Source organism: Clostridium sp. (assembly GCF_016650095.1).
Classification (GTDB): Bacteria; Bacillota; Clostridia; order Clostridiales; family Clostridiaceae; genus Clostridium_AD.
In genome coordinates, this window is sequence record NZ_JAENWL010000021.1 from 1 (window position 1) to 19,518 (window position 19,518).

Sequence of the window (19,518 nt, forward strand, 5' to 3'; positions counted from 1 at the left end):
AGGAGGAATATTAATATGGGAGTTAATTTAATAAAAGGTCAAAAGGTAGATTTAACAAAGGGTAACTCATCATTAAAGGAATTAGTAGTAGGACTAGGGTGGGATGGTAGCAATGGTGGCAACACTATTGATTGTGATGCATCAGCTTTAATGTTAGGTGAAAGCGGAAAATTATCTAGTGCCAAGAGTATAATATACTTTGGTAATAAGTCAAGTAAGTGTAAGAGTGTAGTTCACCAGGGTGATAATCTTACTGGAGCAGGTGAAGGTGATGACGAACAAATAGTTGTAGATTTAGCAAAAGTACCAGATGATATAAATAAGATAGTTTTCGTTGTTAATATTTATAATTGTGTATCTAAGGGGCAACATTTTGGAATGATTAAGAACGCATACATTAGAATAATGGATAAATCATCTAACAGTGAGTTAGTTAAATTTAACCTATCTAATGATTACAACAACATGACATCTTTAATTATGGGTGAGGTTTACAGAAACAATGGAGAATGGAAATTCACAGCAACAGGAGAAGGAGCTAATGCAAATAGCATAACAGAATTATCAGCAAGATATAAATAACAAGAAATGTGTGAATATAACTATATATAAACCTGTGTTTCTAAATATTTGTCAATATTTAGAAATACAGGTTTTCTTATTAAATAATAAATGTCGAAGATAATCGAAATAATGAATACAATTAGCAAAGTTACCATTATGTTAATATATTATTTCATAAAGTTTATGTTACACTTGAAATATAAAATAACTACATTGATTAAAATAGAAATATATAGTTTCAGCGGAAGGCATAGAATATTAATATATGCAATTCGAGATTAATGAAAGTAATTATTAAGGGAGGTTATAACATTATTGGGAAAAACATAATAAATTAAAGTGAGTGATTTAATGAAATTTTTAATGAACATAGAAAATGGAACTACGAATATTAAAAAAATGGGAGTTATTAAAGCACTTCTTGTAATGCTTCTAGCAACTTTGTTGGAGTGGTTTGGACAAGTACCTGAGGAAATTCTAAAATTGTTTTCTGGAAAATTTGATAAAGTAGTGCCCTATGTAATTTTAACTTTTGGTATACTGGTTAAATTTTATGTTATTATCATTTTGCTCAAGTGTGTTAGCGATAAGTCAAATGAGCAAAAACATAAATACCACTTGGATATAAGAAGTTTTGCGTATGTAGCATTAATGATTATAGCCTTACGTATGGTATTCGATAACAGTTTAACCTTGTGGATTAGTAAGATATCCATGCCTGATTTTATAAATGTAGCCTTCGAAGAGATATCTATTTCACCAATTATATTTATTATTAATGTTATTGTCGTAGCACCCATATATGAAGAGATTATTTTTAGAGGAATATTATTAAAAGGAATGTCTAAAAAAATAAATCCAACTGCAGCGATTGTTGTATCTGCATTATTGTTTGCACTAGTGCATCTTAACATTCCTCAAGGTATAAATGCATTTTTATTAGGACTTGCTATCGGGTTTATATATTTAAGGACAGAGTCAATTTATTTAAGTATATTTGCACATTTTGTAAATAACTTCTTAGCTCTTTCAGTTTCTTCAATGTTTGGGTTAATACAAGGCAGGTATGCCATGGAGATTCATGGGATGTTTTTTATTGTGGGAGTTATTCTTTTAATATTAGTATATAAAGAATATAATCAAAATAAAATTATAGATGTACCAGAAATATATAAGCAGTTCATAGAAATATAGAATGGATACAATAAATAAAAATTTTATTGTTGAAAAAGAACCTCTAACATATTAATACGTTAGAGGTTCTTTTAAGTGACATTCAAGTAAATAACAAGTTAATACATTATTAAAACAACTACAACACTATTATCTACTTATTATAATTTAATATAAGCGGTAATTTTATGAAATTAGAATTATAAATAAATAACTACATAAGAGTACATATTAATATTAAAACTAAATTTCTTATGAGTGTTTTTTAAAAGTGAATTTATAAAATTTAAGAAAATTTTAAGGTTGCATTAATCTATATTTAATAATAATAGGGTACAATAAATATAGTAACAAGGATAAATTGAATGGGAGTGACTATCATGCCGACTATAAATATGCTTTCTTCTGCTGACAAAGTCAAAGGTCAAGGAGTAGGATCAGCATACCTAGAGCAAGTAAATTTGGTTCAAAGCGGATTAGATAAAGAATATAAAGTTGTAATAAATAAAAGAGAGAGAACCGAAATAATGCATTACCATACTATTGATTTCAAGCATTATTTGAGTGTGCCATTTGCTAAGAGGAAAGGTGTAACAGTGGGTTATGTGCATTTTTTACCAGAGACTATTGAAGGAAGCATCAAATTACCAAATTTGATTAAAAAGATTTTTTATAAATATATTATAAGTTTTTATAATAGTATGGATTACTTAGTTACAGTAAATCCTAATTTTATAACCAAGCTTGAAGCTTATAATATTAATAGAAAAAAGATTACTTACATTCCCAATTTTGTTTCAGCTGAAAAATTCTATAATCTTTCAGCCGAGGATAAATGCATAGCAAAGGAGAAATTGAAAATTGCAAAGGATGCTTTTGTTGTGCTTGGAGTAGGGCAAATACAAACCAGAAAAGGTGTAATTGATTTTATTGATATCGCCAAAAAACTGCCTCAAGTACAATTTATTTGGGCAGGTGGTTTTTCTTTTGGAAATATAACGGCCGGATATAAGGAATTAAAAAATAAAACAGAAAATGCACCTAAAAATATTTTATTTACAGGAATAGTTGAAAGAGATTTGATGAATGATATATATAATGTATCAGATGTTCTTTTTATGCCATCGTATAATGAACTTTTCCCTATGTCAATACTAGAGGCAATGAATACTTCAACTCCAATTTTATTAAGAGATTTGGAATTATATGAGGACATATTATTCGATTATTACTTAAAAGAACATGATAATGAAGGGTTTATTAAAGCTATAGAAAAGTTGAGAAACGATTCAGAATATTATAATCAGGCTAAAGAAAAAGCTATAAGAGGGCACAATTTTTATTCAAGAGAGAATGTACTTGCTATGTGGCAAGATTTTTATAAAAAGGTAAGTAGAATGAAGGATAGGTAAATCAATGAAAAATTATAAATTTAATATTATTTTGGGGGTAGCATCTGGAATCATTTTTATTCTTTTAATTATTTTCACGCATGGTTGGATGGATTTGATTCATCAAATGAAACATCTTCAAATTCATTGGATTATTGCAGCAGCTCTTTCCATGGTGCTATATTGGATTTTTGAGGCTAAAACACTACAAAGTGTTATATTTTTAATTAAGAAAGACTATAAATTTAAACAAGCATTCAAAGTTACTATGACAGGACAATATTTTAATGCAATTACTCCCTTTGCATCTGGGGGCCAGCCAATGCAGTTATATGCACTTACAAAACAAGAATTAGGAGCTGGTAGTGCCGGTTCAGTACTGATGATTAAATTTATTATCTATCAAACAATATTAACTTTATATTCCTTAATTCTTATACTCTGGAAAGCAGGTTTTTTTAGAAGCAAAATGAGCCATTTATTTTATTTAATTGGCCTAGGGTTTACAGTTAATGCTAGTGTAATTGTATGCTTAATTATATTTTCTAAATATCGAAAATTAACACATAAATTAATAATAGCCTTATCTAAGATATTAGAAAAATTTAGAGTAGTAAAAAATATATCAAAGCTTGAAGTACATATTAATGATAATTTAGAAAAATTCCATGACAATATGGAGATAGTAAAACATAGCAAAGGCTTGTTGTTTAAACCTGTTATTTATACAATATTACAACTAACAATAATTTTTGTTATCCCTTATTTTATTTATCTTAGTTTTGGTATGAAGGGTGCTAGCATTGAGAGCATGATAGCTGGAACTGCGTTTGTAATGATGCTAACAGCGTTTATACCATTACCGGGAGCCGTAGGTGGAGCAGAGGGCGCGTTCTACATGTTTTTTAGCTTGTTTTTTGCATCTAATAATATAATGGCTGCTATATTGTTATGGAGATTAATTACATTTTATTCCTGCATAATTTTTGGAGCTTATGCATTTATGAAGGATTAAGCAGAGGTCCTTAATGAATTAAGGTTTGTTAATGAAATAAAAGCACGTTAAAGTAATTAGAACTGACTTATATAACTTAATTTTTATAAGAAAATTATAGTATTTAAAGGGGATTGATTATGAATATTGGAATTTTTACTGATGCTTATTACCCACAAGTTAGTGGGGTAGTTACATCTACTATGATATTGAAAAATGAATTAATTAGACTTGGAAATAGTGTAACTATTATTACAGTTACACACCCAGATGTAGAGGAGCAGGAAGGTATTATTAGATTGCCTAGTATACCATTTTTCCTTTTACCTTCTCAAAGAGTTGGGATGATATATTCACGTAAAATTATGAGTAAGATAAAAAAGTTAGACTTAGATATTATACATACACAGACAGAATTCAGTATAGGAATATTTGGAAGAATAGTTGCTAAAAGGTTAGATATTCCTGTAGTTCATACTTATCATACTATGTACGAGGATTATATTCACTATGTATCCCATGGTATAATGCTTAAGCCTGCTTCGCAATTTGCGAAGAAGGTAAGTAAACTATATTGTAGAGATTGCAGTGCGATAATAGTACCAACAACAAAGGTAAAAGATGCATTGCAGCAGTACGGTCTAAGAAGACATATAGATGTTATACCTACGGGAGTTAATATTGAACCCTTCGAGCGAAGTAATTACGATGAAGAGCTTATTAAAGATGAAAAAAAATCTTTTGGAATAAATGAAAATGAGCCAGTTGTATTATTTATCGGGCGTATAGCGAAAGAGAAAAGTATAGATATAATTATAAATAGTATGAAACAACTAATTGTAAAAATTCCGAATTGTAAATTGCTCATTGTAGGTGATGGACCAGATCGTGAAAATTTAGAAGAGTTGGCTGAGGAACTAGGTATTGAAAAATCAGTAGTATTTACAGGTGAAAAACCTTGGGCAGAAATTGGTAGGTACTATCAGATGGGAGATGTGTTTGTAGGTGCTTCGCTAACTGAAACACAAGGATTAACATTTACGGAAGCTATGGCAGCACAAATACCTGTAGTAGCTAAGTACGATAAAAATTTAGACGACATAATTAAGGATAAAATTAATGGAAGAATTTTTTATAAAGATGAAGATTTAGCTGAAACATTATTTGAAGTTTTAATGGATAAAGAGAAATGTGCCACAATGGTGAAAAATGCTTATGATGGAATAGAACCATTATCGTCTAGGTGCTTTGGAGAAAATGTTGAAAAAGTCTATATGGAAGTTGAAAGACAAAATTGTATGCTACAGAATCAAAAGATAACATAATGAATTTAGGAGAAGAGAGTTGGAAAAAACAATTATCTTCTTCTTATTTTGCATTTTTTTAATATATTTATCCTATATTATTTAATTGTTTGGTACAATAAAATAAATACAAAAGAAATGGAGCGAATAAAAATGAAGATTCTTTACTATGATTGCTTTTCAGGTATTAGTGGCGATATGAACTTAGGTGCATTGTTAGATTTAGGTATGGATGAAAAATATTTAATAGATGAGTTAAGCAAGCTTAATCTAAATGGATATGAAATAAAAGTATCTAGAGACAGTAGAAAGGGAATAGAGGGTACTAAGGTAGACGTAGTTTTACAAGAGCATAGTCATGATTATGAGCACTCTCATGATCATGTAGATGCTGAAGAGGCACACCATCATAAACATTTACATGATGACAATGAAGGTGGACACTCCCATGGACATATGACCAATATTCATAGTCATCAGGAGCATAGAAATCTTAAAAATATCCAAGATATTATAGATTGCAGTAAGTTAAGCTCTAAAGTCAAAGAATTAAGTATGAAAATGTTTATGAAGGTTGCGTTGGCCGAGGCAAAGGTTCATGGTAAACCTTTATATGAAGTTCACTTCCATGAGGTAGGCGCAGTAGATTCTATTGTGGATATAGTGGGAGCAGCAATTTGCATAAATTATTTAAATGTTGATAAAATAATGAGTTCCTCCGTCGAGCTTGGTGGTGGATTTGTTAAGTGTGCTCATGGACTTATACCAGTACCGGCACCTGCTACTGTAGAAATTTTAAAGGGGATTCCAGTGAAGTTTGGGGCTGTACCGTTTGAAACAACTACACCTACAGGAGCAGCAATTCTAGCAGCTAATGTCTCTGAATTTAAAGATAATAATGACTTTATTATAAATAAGATAGGTTATGGCATAGGTAACAGAGATACTGAAATTCCTAATGTACTAAGAGTTATGTTAGTAGAAGAAGCTGACGAACAAATAACTCATAAAAATAAACTTGAGCAAGTACATACTGCTTTAGAAGATGATGTAGCCCAGCAAATTATCGAATGTAACATAGATGATATGAACTGCGAACTATATGAATATGTTATGGATAAGCTTTTTAATGAGGGTGCTTTGGATGTATATTTAACTCCAATTATAATGAAAAAAGGAAGACCAAGCGTAAAAATAAGTGTTTTATGCAGTTCAGACAAATTGGAGAAGATGAAAGAAATATTATTTAAAGAAACGACTACATTTGGTGTAAGAAGTTTTAAAGTATATAAAACAATGCTTCAAAGAGAATTTATTAAAGTGAATACTAGTTACGGTGAAGTTACAGTGAAAGAAGCTTACTACAAAGGTGAAAAAATAAAAAATAAGTTAGAATATAAGGAGTGTAAGAATATAGCTGAAAAGATGGGGATATCTGCAATAAAGGTATATGAAGATTTGAAAAATGAAGTCTATAATAATTAAAATTATAAGTTTAAATTAAAAAGGTGGGGAACACATGAATTCAGAAGAAATGAAGATATTTCTGAGGTCCATAAAAAATGGTGATATATCAATTGATGACGGTGTCAATAAGTTAAAAGATTTGCCATATTCAGAGTTAGGATTTGCAAAAATAGATAATCATAGAGAACTTAGAGTGGGATATCCAGAGGTTATATACTGTGAAGGGAAAACGGTGGAGCAGATAAAAGGAATAGTTAGTTTAATGCTTACTAAGGATGTAAACATTCTTGGCACAAGGGCATCAAGAACAATGTATGAAGGGGTAAAAGAAATATGTGATGATGCGGTGTACAATGAACTTGCAAGAATAATTGTAATTAAAAAAAAGGAAGTACAGATTCAAAGCACATATATTGCAGTATTAACAGCAGGAACTTCTGATATACCAGTAGCGGAAGAGGCGGCTATTACCGCAGAATTTTTTGGTAACAAGGTTGAAAGAATTTATGATGTAGGGGTAGCAGGTATTCATAGACTATTTGAAAATTTAGATGTTATAAGGCGTGCTAGGGTAGTGATCACTGTGGCAGGAATGGAAGGCGCTTTAACTAGCGTTGTCGGGGGCTTAGTTGATAAACCAGTTATATCTGTTCCGACTAGCGTAGGATATGGAGCTAGTTTTAAAGGAATTGCCGCGCTACTTAGCATGTTAAATAGCTGTTCTAGTGGAGTTAGTGTTGTTAATATAGACAACGGTTTTGGAGCAGGATATTTAGCGAGCATTATCAATAAATTGTAAGATGAAGGTTCAGCATGTAGCATGTTCTGATAGTAGATCATTCATTAACAGAATCTAAGTTTATTCCATGAAAAATTTCCTAACGCACTTATTCGACGTCCTGTCTCAGAAGTGCTAGCAGCCCGTCCTGGTCTGCTTACGGAAATTTTTCATTACATAAACTAAGATTCTGTAAAATTCATTATATACTATCTGACACATTGCTACATGCCGAATCCTATGAATAGTTGAAATAAATAGCAGTATGGAATTTCTGGTTTTAAGCTCGTTTGCAAGATACGAAGGAGAAATTTCATGCTTTTTTTATTATGATAGAGATTCATGGTTGTATACGCTCTCGTAGGCTTTAAGAGTATTTCGTGCAGTGTTTTGCCAAGAAAATTCTTTTGCCCTTTTTAATCCCTTATAACCTAATTTCAATTTTAACTTCTCGTTACTGAGCAAGTTGCCAATGGCAAGGGATATTTCTGAGATATCACATGGATTTATTAAAATCCCACCATCGCCAACTACCTCGGGAATAGAAGTAAGGTTAGAAGCTATTACAGGAGTGCCACAATTCATTGCCTCGAGTGGTGGGAGTCCAAAGCCTTCATAAAAAGATGGATAGATGAAGGTATCACAGCCATTATAGAAAATGGGTAGATGTTCTTCTGGTACAAAACCTGCAAAAATAACATGAGAATCAATTTTTAATTCATGTGTAAGTTTTACTAATTTTTGACTGGAGTCTCTATAGTCACCTACAATAACTAAATTATAATTCTTATTTAAATCCTTATATACTTTAGAAAAAGCAGTTAGAATAGAAGCCACATTCTTTCTTTCGCTAAAACCACCTAGGTAGAGTATAAATGGATCTGTTAGATTATACATATCTTTTAGAAAATTCCTACAGTAGAGTTTATCTAGTGGGGTATACTTTTTATCAGCAGCTAAAGGAGTTACAAAAATCTTGCTCTCGTCTATAGGGAAAAATTTCAAAATATCCTGCTTTGAAAATTCGGATACGGTTATTATTCCATCAGAACCTCCTATAATTATAGGCATCTCTTTTAAAAATTTTAGCAAATAGCCTTTCCCTACTGTTTCGGGCATAACGTATGGAATCAAATCATGTATAGTGACTATTTTCTTGCAATATATTTCCTGAGAAAAGCCTATACCATTTTGTGGCATATGGTATATGTCTATGTTTTCACTTGAAATGTTTTCTGGGAAATAGTGATCCTCAAAGAATCTTTGATGCTTTTTAGAGGTCATTACTATTTTGCAGTTTTCTTTTTTTATACTCTCGTAATTATTACCTGACCAAAATACATGGTAATTATTTGTAGTATCTATGTTAATTAAATTTTTAAGCACATTTTCTGTATAAGTTCCTATCCCAGTGCCATTATACAAGTTGATACCTCTAGCATCAATTGCAATCCTCATAGGATTCACTCCTTAAAATTATTAAAAATCTCATTGAAAAGAGAACATACATTAATATACTATTTTAACTGTGAAAGTGTGCTATATGCCTAAATATAATTAAGCACAAATTATTTAGTAAGTTCATATACTACAACAGAAGAATATTTCGGAGGCATGTATTTGGAAATTCAGGAATTAAAGGAGAAAGTACAAGAAAATTATTCTTTTTGTATTAATGATATTGAGAAGATAAAAAATGTATACAGAATAGAAACTGAAAATGGGATGTATTGCTTGAAAATCATTAATTATGACTTTAAGCATTTTTTATTTATTGTTGGTGCAATAAAACATTTGCAGGACAATGGTTTTCAAAAGATACCAGAAATTATTGCAACTATTGATAACAAAGAGTATATAGCCATTGATAATAAATACGCTTATTTAACACTGTGGCTAAGCGCAAGAGAATGCAATTATGATAATCCTGTAGAAATAGAATTATGTACCTCAAAGCTTGCAGAGCTCCATAAAAAAAGTTTGAATTTCAAAGTTACACCTGACATGAAGCCTAGAATAGCGTGGCTTAAGTGGATAGAAACTTTTAAAACCAGAGAGCGAGAAATATTAGACTTTAAAAGAAGAATAAATGAAAAAGAATGCATTACGGAATTTGATAACAATTATTTAAACATAATGGAGGAAGAGATAGCTCGGTGTAATAAATCAATATCTAATTTATGCAAAAGTGAATATGTAAGTAAGATGAAAGAGGAAATTAAACATAGTGGATTTTGCCATCATGATTATGCTCATCATAATATATTAATAGAAAAAAGTGGAGAAGTGAATATTATTGATTTTGATTATTGTATTTTAGACACTCATTTACATGATTTAAGTAGTCTTCTAATGAGAAGAATGAAAAATGGAAAATGGAGTCTTGAAAACGCATTTTTTATAATGGATGCATATGATGATATAAATTTAATATATAAAAGCGATATAGAGGTAATGGCAGCATTTATGGAATTCCCTCAGGAGTACTGGCAAATAGGGATTCAATATTATTGGGAAAAAAAGGATTGGGGAGAAGAGTTTTTTTTGAAGAAGCTTGAAAAATCATATGAGGATAGAGTGGATAAGCAAACTTTTATTAATAAATTTAGAGAAATAAAATATGGGAGGTAGTATTGTGGGAAAAGATAAAAAGGACATGTGTAATGATGAGTTTGAAATTGACATAATGCAGCCAGAGGAATCCACTGTAGAGGAATATGATATAAAGCTTGAGAAAATGGAAGAGGAAGTTAAAAAACTTAAGAAAATAAAAAAAAGACAAAAGAAAATTAAAGAGTTAGAATTTGAGCAAAGAGAAATATTAAAGAAGATGGACAAAAACTATAAGAAAAATAGGTAGCGATTGGCTATTATAGAGCAATTAATATATCTAATTAGAGGTGGTCTAATGGCAATAATCATCTATAATGAATTTTCTGACTATATGATGTTTAAAGGTATTAAAAACGTAGACAAAATTGAATCTAAATATGAAAATATAGAATCAAACATAACTGAAGAATTATTAATAGAACAGTTTGGCGCTATTTATGCTTTTCATGAAAAATCTTTAGGATTTAATGGATATCTAAGGAATAGGCTAAATAACAATACAGGGAAAGTTATAGAAGAATATAAAATTTCTATTAAAAAGCTGGCGTGCGATATAAATAAAATTAAAAGAGATGAACCTAAAAATTCATTTGAAGAATTAATTATTAAATATGGAAATGAAGTTATAAATAGAGGCGAAGAGTGTATAAGAGAAGTGTACCAAACAGACTATATAGGTATTATAACAAGAAGCATGAGGCGGAGCGAAATATGCTTGGGTAACACAGGTTTTCAAAACCTTAGGAAAAATGATTTTATTGAAGTAGTTAATTTTGAAGATTGTAATTATAACATGGTGGAAATGGATTGTTTTCTTTTGCTTAGTAAATTAAAAAGAAAAGGAGCGGAACTCGATTTCCATAAGCTTATTAAAGAATTCTGTTATATTGAAGGACTAGATTCAAGTAGTTCAAAATTCCTAATTGCTTTAATTTCTTATCCGCGTGAATTTATGAGATGCTGCAATAGATATAGGCAAGGTAAAAAAGAGTGGCATAAGGACAGGTTTTCTGAGAAACTTATAAAAACTTTAATCCAAGATGGAGATTCTTTAATTTAAATTAGCAATGTAATGATATGACAGCATCAGGAGTGATAATAAAAGAGGTGAGAACATGTTAGACGTTAGATATAAAGATAGGGCTTATTTAAGTAAATATGATTTAGATGTAAATTTATTTAGCGAATTCGATTTATTGGTTTTTGATGTTATTCCAGTAAGAAAAGTATTCATACTTAATACTGATAAAGGTGATAAAATTTTAAAAAAAGTGAACTATGGTGTTTCGCGACTTGAATTTATTAATTATGGTATTGAGTATATTAAAAATAATAATTTTAATAGAATCATCGAATTTGAAAAGACTAAAAATAAACTCATATATGTTCCTTGGAAAGATGATATATATTGTATTATGAATTTAGTAGAAGGAAGAGAATGTGAGTATAGTAATCCGGTGGATGTTATGCTCACATCTATGGCACTTGCAGAGCTTCACAGGGCATCTGAAGGGATTGTAAATGAAGAAGAATTTGATAGGTTACTCGCTAAAAATAAGCAGGGGTACTTGTGCGGTAGGGCAATAGAAAATTATAACAAAAAATTAAAAGAACTTAAATTTTTTAAAAAGCTCGCAACTCTTTATGAGAATAAAAATGAATTTGATTATATATTTCTAGACCATGTTCAGTATTACGAGGAAAATATAATGAAAAGTATAAAAATTATGCAAGAATCAGAGTATTACACTTTATGTAAAGAAAAAGAGAAAATCATTTTTTGTCATCACGATTTAGCTCACCATAATATATTGATTAATAAGGAAGAGGTATATTTCTTAGATTTTGATTATGCGGTTGTAGATTTAAAGGTACATGATATTTGTAATTTTATAAATAAAGCAATTAAAAACTTTGCTTATGATGTAGAAAAATGCTACAGCATAATAAGCAAATATACAGAAGTAAATAAGTTAGACAATCGGGAATTAAAGGTGTTGTATGGTATGCTCAGTTTTCCAGAGGATTTTTACAGTGTATCTAGAGATTATTACACAAGGGGAAAACAGTGGAGTGAAGAGGTATTTTTAAGCAGATTAAAGAAAAAAGTGGAATGTAGAGAAGATAGAGAAGAGTTTTTAGATGCGTTTAAGAATCATTATAATTGTTAATAAAGAAGCCCCGCAAATAGTGCTAAATACACTATTTGCGGGATTTGATTTTAATTTACTTAATTATATTTTGATAAGCATTTAGAGTATCTAAAGCTGTATGTTCCCAAGTTAGGGTAGAAGCTCTTTTTAAGCCTTTAGTTATAAGGGATTGCCTTAGGACATTATCATGAAGCACATTATACATTTTTTCACTTAAGTCATTAACATCATATGGATCTACAAGCAAAGTTGAATCCTTAACGATTTCTGGAATAGAGGTAGCGTTAGAAGCAATTACAGGCACTCCACAAGCCATCGCTTCAATTGGAGGTAATCCAAAGCCTTCATAAAAAGAAGGGTATACAAACAGCTCACAAGCGTTATACATGAATGGGATATGGACCATAGATATAAATCCTGGGAAAATTACTTTATCATCAATGTGTAGATCTTGTGCTCTTTTTATATATATATCATATGATTTACCCTTGCTACCTGCAATGACTAGTTTTATATCTTTTTTTAATCTTGGTAAAAGAAGGCTAAAGGAATCCAGGAGTCCAAGAATATTCTTTCGAGGACTAAACCCGCCAATATATAGAATATAGTCTCCTGTAATAGAGTAATTTTTTTCAATAATGGTTTTACTAAGAGATTTATCATAAGGTTTATAGATATCCTCACTAGCCAAATAAGTAACATATATCTTTTCTTTAGGAAAGTTAAAAGTTTTAATGATATCTTCTTTTGAATATTCCGACACGGTAATTATTCCATCGCACATGGGAATAATATTGGGCAATTGTTCGTTAAAAATTTTTAGATATTGTTCACTAACTGTATCTGGCATTTTATACGGAATAACATCATGTAGTGTAATAACAAAGGGACAGTTCTTAACATTAGGTAGTCCGATACCATTTTGAGGAACGTGATATATGTCCATTTGTTTGTCTATTAAAGTGTTAGAGTTATTCACTTCATCCCAGAAATTTTTTTGATTATCTTGCTTAATATTTTTTATATGAAAATTTTCCTTAAAGGGTATGGTGAGATCACAGTCTTCGGGCACGAAAAGCAAATAATCATTAAAATTGTCTATTTTATTCAAAGAGCGAATTAGTTGGTAAGAATAAGTTCCTATACCAGTGCCTCTATACCATTTTGCAGCTCTAGCATCAATTCCAATTTTCATTTTAAGACTCCTTAAACACTAATTTAAAATATGAATATACTTTATTATATTAAGAAAGGTATAAATGTTGTTAAAACATATAAGAATTTATTCTAAAAAAAAATAATAGTAATATAAATTATAGAGGGGGGGGATGAGTAACATGATGAGGGAATTTGAAATTGAAAGACAATATGGTATTAAAATAGAAAGTATACGTCCTAATAAGGGAGTATATCTTTTGAAGACAGATGATGGAGCTAAATGTCTAAAGAAAATCAATTATGGGACACAAAAACTTTTGTTCGTGTACGGAGCCAAAGAGCATCTTGTAAATAATGGATTTGATAAGGTAGATAGGTATTTTTTGAATACTGAAGGGAACCCATATGCCTTGGTTAATGAAGATATTTATACACTATCAACATGGATAGATGGACGAGAATGTGATTTTCATAATGAAGAGGATTTAGTTGAAGCTGCAAAACAATTAGCTTATATGCATATCGCATCCAAGGGATATGAGCCACCAGAAAACAGTAAGCTAAAAACAGATCTTGGAAGATGGCCATATTTAATGGAAAAAAGAATAAAGTCCTTTGATAAAATGCAAGCTATGATTAGAAAAAAGAAGAATTTTAAAACAGATTTTGATATTAATTATATTAAGAGTGTGGATACTCAAAAGGAATTAGCAAAAAAAGCTATGGCTATATTGGATGATTCTATGTATTTTGACATATGTAGAACAACAGAAGAAGAAAAAGGATTTTGCCACCATGATTATACACATCATAACATTGTTATTGATAAAAATAATGATGTTAACATAATTGATTTTGATTACTGCAAAAGAGAAGTAAAAGCATTTGATCTATCAAATTTTTTGATAAAAGTGCTTAAGAAGCAGGATTGGGACATAAAATATGCTGAAATAATATTACAAGCATATAGCAGTGTAAATCCTCTGTTAGAAGAAGAATATAGACTCATTTATGCATTTTTAATATTTCCTCAACGCTATTGGAGGCTTTGTAATAGATTCTATTATAACGAAGTTACCTGGATTCAAAATACCTTTAACAAGAAGATGGAGGAATTAATTTCTGAAAAAGAAAAGTTTATGGCATTTATTGAAGAATATAAGAAAGCCTTCAATCAGAGGTAATATAAATCAAACTATTTATTAAAGTTATGTAGATTTAATATTTACATAACTTTTTTATTTCACCCATTATCTATATTTTCATAATATATATTATGAGTTTAAATATGGAGGTGGTATTGTGAAAATAGGGGATATTGTAGTGAGAAAATCCTACGGGGGAGACATTACCTTTAAAATAATAGATATTATGCCAGGCGATGGTAATGATTTATATTTACTTAAGGGAATAAATTTAAGAATAGAAGCAGACTCTTTAAGCGAGGATTTAGAATTAGTATCAGAAGATAACATTGGCGAAATTGATAAGGTCTTTAATAAAAAAGTAAATGCATCTATTAAAAGAATACTAATGAGTAGGATTAAAGGAACAAGAGGAGAAAGAGCAACGCCTATAAATGTTTCTGGGAAAATCAAAGATTTACAGTTAAAACAAGAAAAATATAAAGAATACAAAAATAATGATATGAGTTTCGGGAGACCAGGAAAAATATTACATGTTGATGGGGACGCAGAATATTTAGAGGTTTGTCTAAAAACCTATAAGCAGCTATCATTAGACGCTGTAGGTAGAGTAATAGCAGAAAAGAATCAACCAAATGAAATAGTAGATTTAGTTAAAGAAATCAAGCCAGATATAGTAGTAATCACAGGGCATGATGGAATGGTAAAAGGAATAACTGAATATTTAAATTTAAATAATTACAGAAATTCGAAGTATTATGTAGAGTCAGTAATGGCTCTTAGATCTTATAATAGCAGCTATGACGATTTAGTTATATTCGCAGGAGCATGTCAATCTTGTTATGAGGCAATTTTAGATGCGGGTGCCAATTTCGCTTCTTCTCCAAATCGTGTCTTGATACATTGTTTAGATCCCGTTTTAGTTTCTGAGAAGATTGCATATACAAATATAGAAAATGTTGTAGCTATAGCGGATGTTATACGGAACACTATAACAGGAATTTCAGGTATAGGTGGATTACAAACTAGAGGGAAGTATAGAGAGGGGTTTCCTAAGTCACAGTATATATAATAGGTAAAATCCATTCAGTAAATATTTGGCTAGAATGATGGTTATTTTAAATGCCTAAATAAATTCAGATATCTTGTAGGTGGCTTTGTTTATAAAACTGAATATATATATATTTAAAGGAGAGACTATAAATGTAAGTATTTAAAATATTATGCAATAAAATATATTAGGTGGTTAGGCATCTTAAAAAATAGTAAGATAAAGATGAAACGGATATTTTGAGCAAGTCAAGGAGAACTGTAATCTTATAATGATACTATCAGCGGGCTTGAGAGGCGGAATATGACGAATAGACAAGGCTAGAATAGACTAGCATACTGACTAGTTATTATTTTAAGATGCCTTATAAGGTAAAGGTCTATAAAACGGAGAAAAATTAATTATGTATAGAATAATCTATGAAAATGCATTTTGTTAACATAAAATTAACATTGACAAAATTGTTGTAGTAGTGATAAAATAATAAGTTGCTTGACAAAAAAAAGGTTATGGTGTATAATATAAAATGTGGAAGAGGGTGCTTGCTGTGGAAAAAATAAATGTATTGACTTCAATAAAAGAAGAAATTGAAAGTCATGTTGGCGAAAGAGTAACACTAAAAGCTAATGGTGGAAGAAGAAAGATTCTTGTAGATAATGGAGTTATTGAAAAGACCTATCCAAGTATTTTTGTTATTAGATTAGAAAAAGACACCCACAGGACAGTGACATATAGTTATTCAGATGTTTTGACAAAGACAGTTCAAATAGTTTTTGCAGGATAAAACGATACTGTACCATAGTATCGTTTTTTATGTTTATATATATATATAAAGCACATATTAAATAGAATGCATTTGGTTAATAATAACCGCGCATTTTACATAATATGTGCTTTTATTCTTTTGTTTGAAAATTATGATGAATTTTGCAATACGAATATATTTATCAAATATCATATTTTGGTTACTACTTCTATATATATTAATAGTAAGTATTTTAGGAGGGTAGCATTCCATAAATGATACCCCAATAGAAATACGAGGAGGGATAATATGGAGATAAATTTAATAAGAGAAAATATAGAATATGAACAACTGCTGGGAGAAAACACTGCTGATACAGTAGTGAAAGAAGAATATGTAATACCGGATACTCATCCAGATGTTAGAGAAATACTTATGTTAGATGCTAAAGCTCTAATAAACTCTAAAGAAATAATTCAAGATAAGGTATATTTAGAAGGTCAAATTCAATATAATGTACTTTATATTACAAAAGATCAAGAACGTACTGATGTGGAAAATGTTATATATACTTCCAAGTTTTCAAATACAATAGATATAATGGGTGCTATGCCTGAGATGCTTTGCGATGCTGAGTGTTTTGTAGAACATATGGAGTGTAAAATAATTAATGAAAGGAAAATATGTCTAGAAGGTATTTTGAAATTAAAATCTGAAGTATATAAAAATTTTAATTTCCAAATAGTTAAAGATATTGAAGCAGTTAAGGATGTGCAATATTTAAAAAATCCTACTAGTATAGATAAAGTTATAAGAAATTTTAATGGAGAGCTCATTGGGAAGGCTAATATAAAAATTCCAATGGAGAAACCAGAAATTGCTAAAGTTATAAAATTTGATGTTAATATTCATAAGAAAGAAGTGAAATTTTACGAGGGAAAAATACAAATTAATGCATACGCATTTATTAATATGATATATAAGGGCAAAGATAGCAGAGAATTAATTTATATTGAGCAGGAAGTTATGTTAAATAAAGACTTTGAATTTCAAGAGGCAAACCCTTATATGGATAATTATACAGACTTTGCGGTAGATGCTATGGAATATGACGTTAAGGAAGATGATTTAGGAGAAAAAAGAATTATTGATGTAGAGTTTTTGATAAAAACAAATACAAGGGCTATGCACAAAGAAGAAGTGGATATGATTGAAGATGTATACTCACCAACTACAAAGCTTGAGATGGATAAAAAAGATTTTGGACTTAATGTAATGCAAGGACAATTATTAACTGAGACATTAGTTAAAGGTGATATAGAATTAGATAGTAGTATGGCAAAACCTAGTAAGATTATTATGTGTAATTCCAGCATTTGTGTAACGGATAAAAAGGTGATCGAGGATAAGGTTATAATTGAGGGCATAATGAATGTAACTGTATTATACAGAAGTGATGATGAAGAAAAATATCTCTCTGCTGTGTCCGAGGAAATTCCTTTCACCTGTGGAGCTGAGATATTAGGAACTAAGATAAATATGAGTAGCATGTGTAAGGTATCGATCGAAAATATAAATGTAGATATCGAGGCAGGCAATATGGCAGTTAGAGCTATAGTGAAAGTGTATGTAAGAGTAAATTACATGGTGCAAAAGAAATTTTTAGTTGATGTTTACCCAATAGAGGGGGAAGTGCCTAAGAAAAAAGCTAGTATTACTATTTATGTAGTTCAATCCGCAGACACTTTGTGGAAAGTAGCTAAAAAATACAATACGACAATACAAGAAATTGTAAGAGTAAACCAAATAGAAGATCCTAATGTATTAAAGGTTTCACAAAAACTTATAATACCAGGCAGAATAATTATATAATTAAAACCTATAAATTGTCCGAAATTAATTTTGAAAAATAGCTTTCAGACAGTTTAAACCCCTATATGTTATTTATAACATATAGGGGTTTATTACTTGGTCGCATGAAAATTGATAACAAGTCAATATGCTAGCATATTTGACTTGTTATTTATTTCGAGGTGCCTAATTTAAAATTATATGTAGCAATATTAAATTCGTTGTAATATACTGATTTTAATAATAAAGATTTGGAGGAAAATCATGTTAGTTAAAGCTTATGGTAAAATAAACATATCTTTAGATATAGTAGGTAAAAGAGAAGATGGATATCATTTGTTAAAAATGATTATGCAAAATGTAGACTTATATGATTCTATGTCCTTTGAAAAATGTAATAAGGGCATTAATATAAGCTGTAATAAGCCATACATACCTACAGATGAAAAGAACCTAGTATATAAAGCTGCAAAACTTTTTATGGACACATATGACATTAATGAAGGTATAAATATATATCTTAAAAAAAACATACCAGTAGCAGCAGGTATGGCTGGTGGGAGTGCAGACGCAGCAGCTGTTTTTAAAACATTGAAACATGTATTTAGGATAGATGTAGATGACAATGAGCTTATGAATTTAGGTGTCAAAATTGGAGCAGACGTTCCCTATTGTATAGTAGGGGGAACTGCATTGTGTGAGGGAATAGGCGAAATTATTACTCCTCTCGCGCCTTTTAAAAATCATATTTTAGTATTGGTTAAGCCTAATTTCGGAGTATCCACTAAGGAGGTTTATAAAAATTTAGATATTAGTAAAATATTTAAGCATCCAGATACAGAAACATTAATAAAAGCTATAGAACAAGATAAGTTAAAGGATGTATGCAGCGGCATGAAAAATTTACTTGAAAATGTTACCTTAAGAAAATACCCAGCTCTGAAAAGAATAAAAGAGGATATGCTTAAAATGGGTGCAATGGGTGCAATGATGAGCGGAAGCGGACCGACAATATTTGCTTTTTTTGATGATATGCTAAAAGCTCAAAGATGCTATGATAAATTTAAAATTCAATATAAAGAAGTATATATAACAAGAACAATTTAGAAATACTTTATAGTGGAATATAAG

At 30.0% G+C, this 19,518-nt stretch carries 18 protein-coding genes; 16 read left to right on the forward strand and 2 right to left on the reverse strand.

Translation table 11 applies throughout. The features are described from left to right. Positions 1-15 precede the first annotated feature (15 nt). The 7 genes from JJE11_RS02675 (at position 16) to larB (ending at position 7,692) form a co-directional block, all read left to right on the forward strand. The gene (locus JJE11_RS02675) at positions 16-582 is read left to right on the forward strand and encodes a TerD family protein (protein ID WP_291632705.1); all 567 of its coding nucleotides are present in this window, start codon (positions 16-18) and stop codon (positions 580-582) included. 333 nt (positions 583-915) lie between these two features. Next, positions 916-1,758 carry a CPBP family intramembrane glutamic endopeptidase gene (locus JJE11_RS02680; protein ID WP_291632706.1) on the forward strand — a complete coding sequence of 281 codons (843 nt, stop codon included), beginning with the start codon at positions 916-918 and terminating at the stop codon, positions 1,756-1,758. Between the two features lie 359 nt (positions 1,759-2,117). Beyond that, positions 2,118-3,149: a glycosyltransferase family 4 protein gene (locus JJE11_RS02685; RefSeq protein WP_291632707.1), complete on the forward strand. Its 1,032-nt coding sequence runs from the start codon at positions 2,118-2,120 to the stop codon at positions 3,147-3,149. Between the two features lie 4 nt (positions 3,150-3,153). Then, positions 3,154-4,143, forward strand: a complete 990-nt coding sequence (locus JJE11_RS02690) for a lysylphosphatidylglycerol synthase transmembrane domain-containing protein (RefSeq protein WP_291632708.1) — start codon at positions 3,154-3,156, stop codon at positions 4,141-4,143. Between the two features lie 119 nt (positions 4,144-4,262). Then, complete coding sequence (locus tag JJE11_RS02695) at positions 4,263-5,447, forward strand: glycosyltransferase family 4 protein (RefSeq protein WP_291632709.1); 1,185 nt, start codon at positions 4,263-4,265, stop codon at positions 5,445-5,447. A 132-nt stretch (positions 5,448-5,579) separates the two neighbouring features. Next, positions 5,580-6,911, forward strand: coding sequence for a nickel pincer cofactor biosynthesis protein LarC (larC, locus tag JJE11_RS02700; RefSeq protein WP_291632710.1), 1,332 nt, complete (start codon positions 5,580-5,582; stop codon positions 6,909-6,911). Between the two features lie 34 nt (positions 6,912-6,945). After that, positions 6,946-7,692 carry a nickel pincer cofactor biosynthesis protein LarB gene (larB, locus tag JJE11_RS02705; RefSeq protein ID WP_291632711.1) on the forward strand — a complete coding sequence of 249 codons (747 nt, stop codon included), beginning with the start codon at positions 6,946-6,948 and terminating at the stop codon, positions 7,690-7,692. Between the two features lie 306 nt (positions 7,693-7,998). Here larB and JJE11_RS02710 read toward each other — a convergent pair whose 3' ends face one another. Then, on the reverse strand, positions 7,999-9,129 hold the full coding sequence (locus JJE11_RS02710; protein ID WP_291632712.1) for a glycosyltransferase family 1 protein: 1,131 nt from the start codon (positions 9,127-9,129) through the stop codon (positions 7,999-8,001). A 162-nt stretch (positions 9,130-9,291) separates the two neighbouring features. On the opposite strand from JJE11_RS02710, the gene JJE11_RS02715 reads away from it, so the two are divergent. The 4 genes from JJE11_RS02715 to JJE11_RS02730 are packed head-to-tail and all read left to right on the forward strand — an operon-like array spanning position 9,292 to position 12,455. Beyond that, a complete protein-coding gene (locus tag JJE11_RS02715; RefSeq protein ID WP_291632713.1) occupies positions 9,292-10,302 on the forward strand; it encodes a CotS family spore coat protein in 1,011 nt (336 codons plus the stop codon). A 4-nt stretch (positions 10,303-10,306) separates the two neighbouring features. Further along, positions 10,307-10,531, forward strand: coding sequence for a hypothetical protein (locus tag JJE11_RS02720; RefSeq protein ID WP_291632714.1), 225 nt, complete (start codon positions 10,307-10,309; stop codon positions 10,529-10,531). Between the two features lie 48 nt (positions 10,532-10,579). Next, positions 10,580-11,344: a hypothetical protein gene (locus JJE11_RS02725; protein WP_291632715.1), complete on the forward strand. Its 765-nt coding sequence runs from the start codon at positions 10,580-10,582 to the stop codon at positions 11,342-11,344. A gap of 55 nt (positions 11,345-11,399) precedes the next feature. Beyond that, on the forward strand, positions 11,400-12,455 hold the full coding sequence (locus JJE11_RS02730) for a CotS family spore coat protein (RefSeq protein ID WP_291632716.1): 1,056 nt from the start codon (positions 11,400-11,402) through the stop codon (positions 12,453-12,455). Positions 12,456-12,510: 55 nt separating this feature from the next. On the opposite strand, the gene JJE11_RS02735 is transcribed toward JJE11_RS02730, so the two are convergent. Beyond that, positions 12,511-13,632, reverse strand: coding sequence for a glycosyltransferase family 1 protein (locus tag JJE11_RS02735; protein WP_291632717.1), 1,122 nt, complete (start codon positions 13,630-13,632; stop codon positions 12,511-12,513). A gap of 142 nt (positions 13,633-13,774) precedes the next feature. On the opposite strand from JJE11_RS02735, the gene JJE11_RS02740 reads away from it, so the two are divergent. From JJE11_RS02740 to ispE, 5 genes are all read left to right on the forward strand, one after another. Then, on the forward strand, positions 13,775-14,779 hold the full coding sequence (locus tag JJE11_RS02740; RefSeq protein WP_291632718.1) for a CotS family spore coat protein: 1,005 nt from the start codon (positions 13,775-13,777) through the stop codon (positions 14,777-14,779). Between the two features lie 118 nt (positions 14,780-14,897). Next, positions 14,898-15,812: a sporulation peptidase YabG gene (gene yabG / locus JJE11_RS02745; protein WP_291632719.1), complete on the forward strand. Its 915-nt coding sequence runs from the start codon at positions 14,898-14,900 to the stop codon at positions 15,810-15,812. A gap of 526 nt (positions 15,813-16,338) precedes the next feature. Further along, entirely contained in the window at positions 16,339-16,575 is a 237-nt protein-coding gene (locus tag JJE11_RS02750) for a Veg family protein (RefSeq protein WP_291632722.1), read from the forward strand. A 270-nt stretch (positions 16,576-16,845) separates the two neighbouring features. Next, entirely contained in the window at positions 16,846-18,408 is a 1,563-nt protein-coding gene (locus tag JJE11_RS02755; protein ID WP_291632720.1) for an SPOCS domain-containing protein, read from the forward strand. A 243-nt stretch (positions 18,409-18,651) separates the two neighbouring features. Continuing rightward, a complete protein-coding gene (gene ispE / locus JJE11_RS02760) occupies positions 18,652-19,494 on the forward strand; it encodes a 4-(cytidine 5'-diphospho)-2-C-methyl-D-erythritol kinase (RefSeq protein WP_291632721.1) in 843 nt (280 codons plus the stop codon). Positions 19,495-19,518 lie beyond the last annotated feature (24 nt).

Excerpts from the sequence above, each read along its gene's own strand:
- larB (WP_291632711.1), top strand. The coding sequence starts at position 6,946 with ATGAATTCAGAAGAAATGAAGATATTTCTGAGGTCCATAAAAAATGGT.
- JJE11_RS02725 (WP_291632715.1), top strand. The coding sequence starts at position 10,580 with ATGGCAATAATCATCTATAATGAATTTTCTGACTATATGATGTTTAAA.
- JJE11_RS02755 (WP_291632720.1), top strand. The coding sequence starts at position 16,846 with ATGGAGATAAATTTAATAAGAGAAAATATAGAATATGAACAACTGCTG.
- larC (WP_291632710.1), top strand. The coding sequence starts at position 5,580 with ATGAAGATTCTTTACTATGATTGCTTTTCAGGTATTAGTGGCGATATG.
- JJE11_RS02690 (WP_291632708.1), top strand. The coding sequence starts at position 3,154 with ATGAAAAATTATAAATTTAATATTATTTTGGGGGTAGCATCTGGAATC.
- JJE11_RS02680 (WP_291632706.1), top strand. The coding sequence starts at position 916 with ATGAAATTTTTAATGAACATAGAAAATGGAACTACGAATATTAAAAAA.
- JJE11_RS02735 (WP_291632717.1), bottom strand. The coding sequence starts at position 13,632 with ATGAAAATTGGAATTGATGCTAGAGCTGCAAAATGGTATAGAGGCACT.
- ispE (WP_291632721.1), top strand. The coding sequence starts at position 18,652 with ATGTTAGTTAAAGCTTATGGTAAAATAAACATATCTTTAGATATAGTA.
- JJE11_RS02685 (WP_291632707.1), top strand. The coding sequence starts at position 2,118 with ATGCCGACTATAAATATGCTTTCTTCTGCTGACAAAGTCAAAGGTCAA.
- JJE11_RS02695 (WP_291632709.1), top strand. The coding sequence starts at position 4,263 with ATGAATATTGGAATTTTTACTGATGCTTATTACCCACAAGTTAGTGGG.
- JJE11_RS02730 (WP_291632716.1), top strand. The coding sequence starts at position 11,400 with ATGTTAGACGTTAGATATAAAGATAGGGCTTATTTAAGTAAATATGAT.
- JJE11_RS02740 (WP_291632718.1), top strand. The coding sequence starts at position 13,775 with ATGATGAGGGAATTTGAAATTGAAAGACAATATGGTATTAAAATAGAA.
- JJE11_RS02675 (WP_291632705.1), top strand. The coding sequence starts at position 16 with ATGGGAGTTAATTTAATAAAAGGTCAAAAGGTAGATTTAACAAAGGGT.
- JJE11_RS02710 (WP_291632712.1), bottom strand. The coding sequence starts at position 9,129 with ATGAGGATTGCAATTGATGCTAGAGGTATCAACTTGTATAATGGCACT.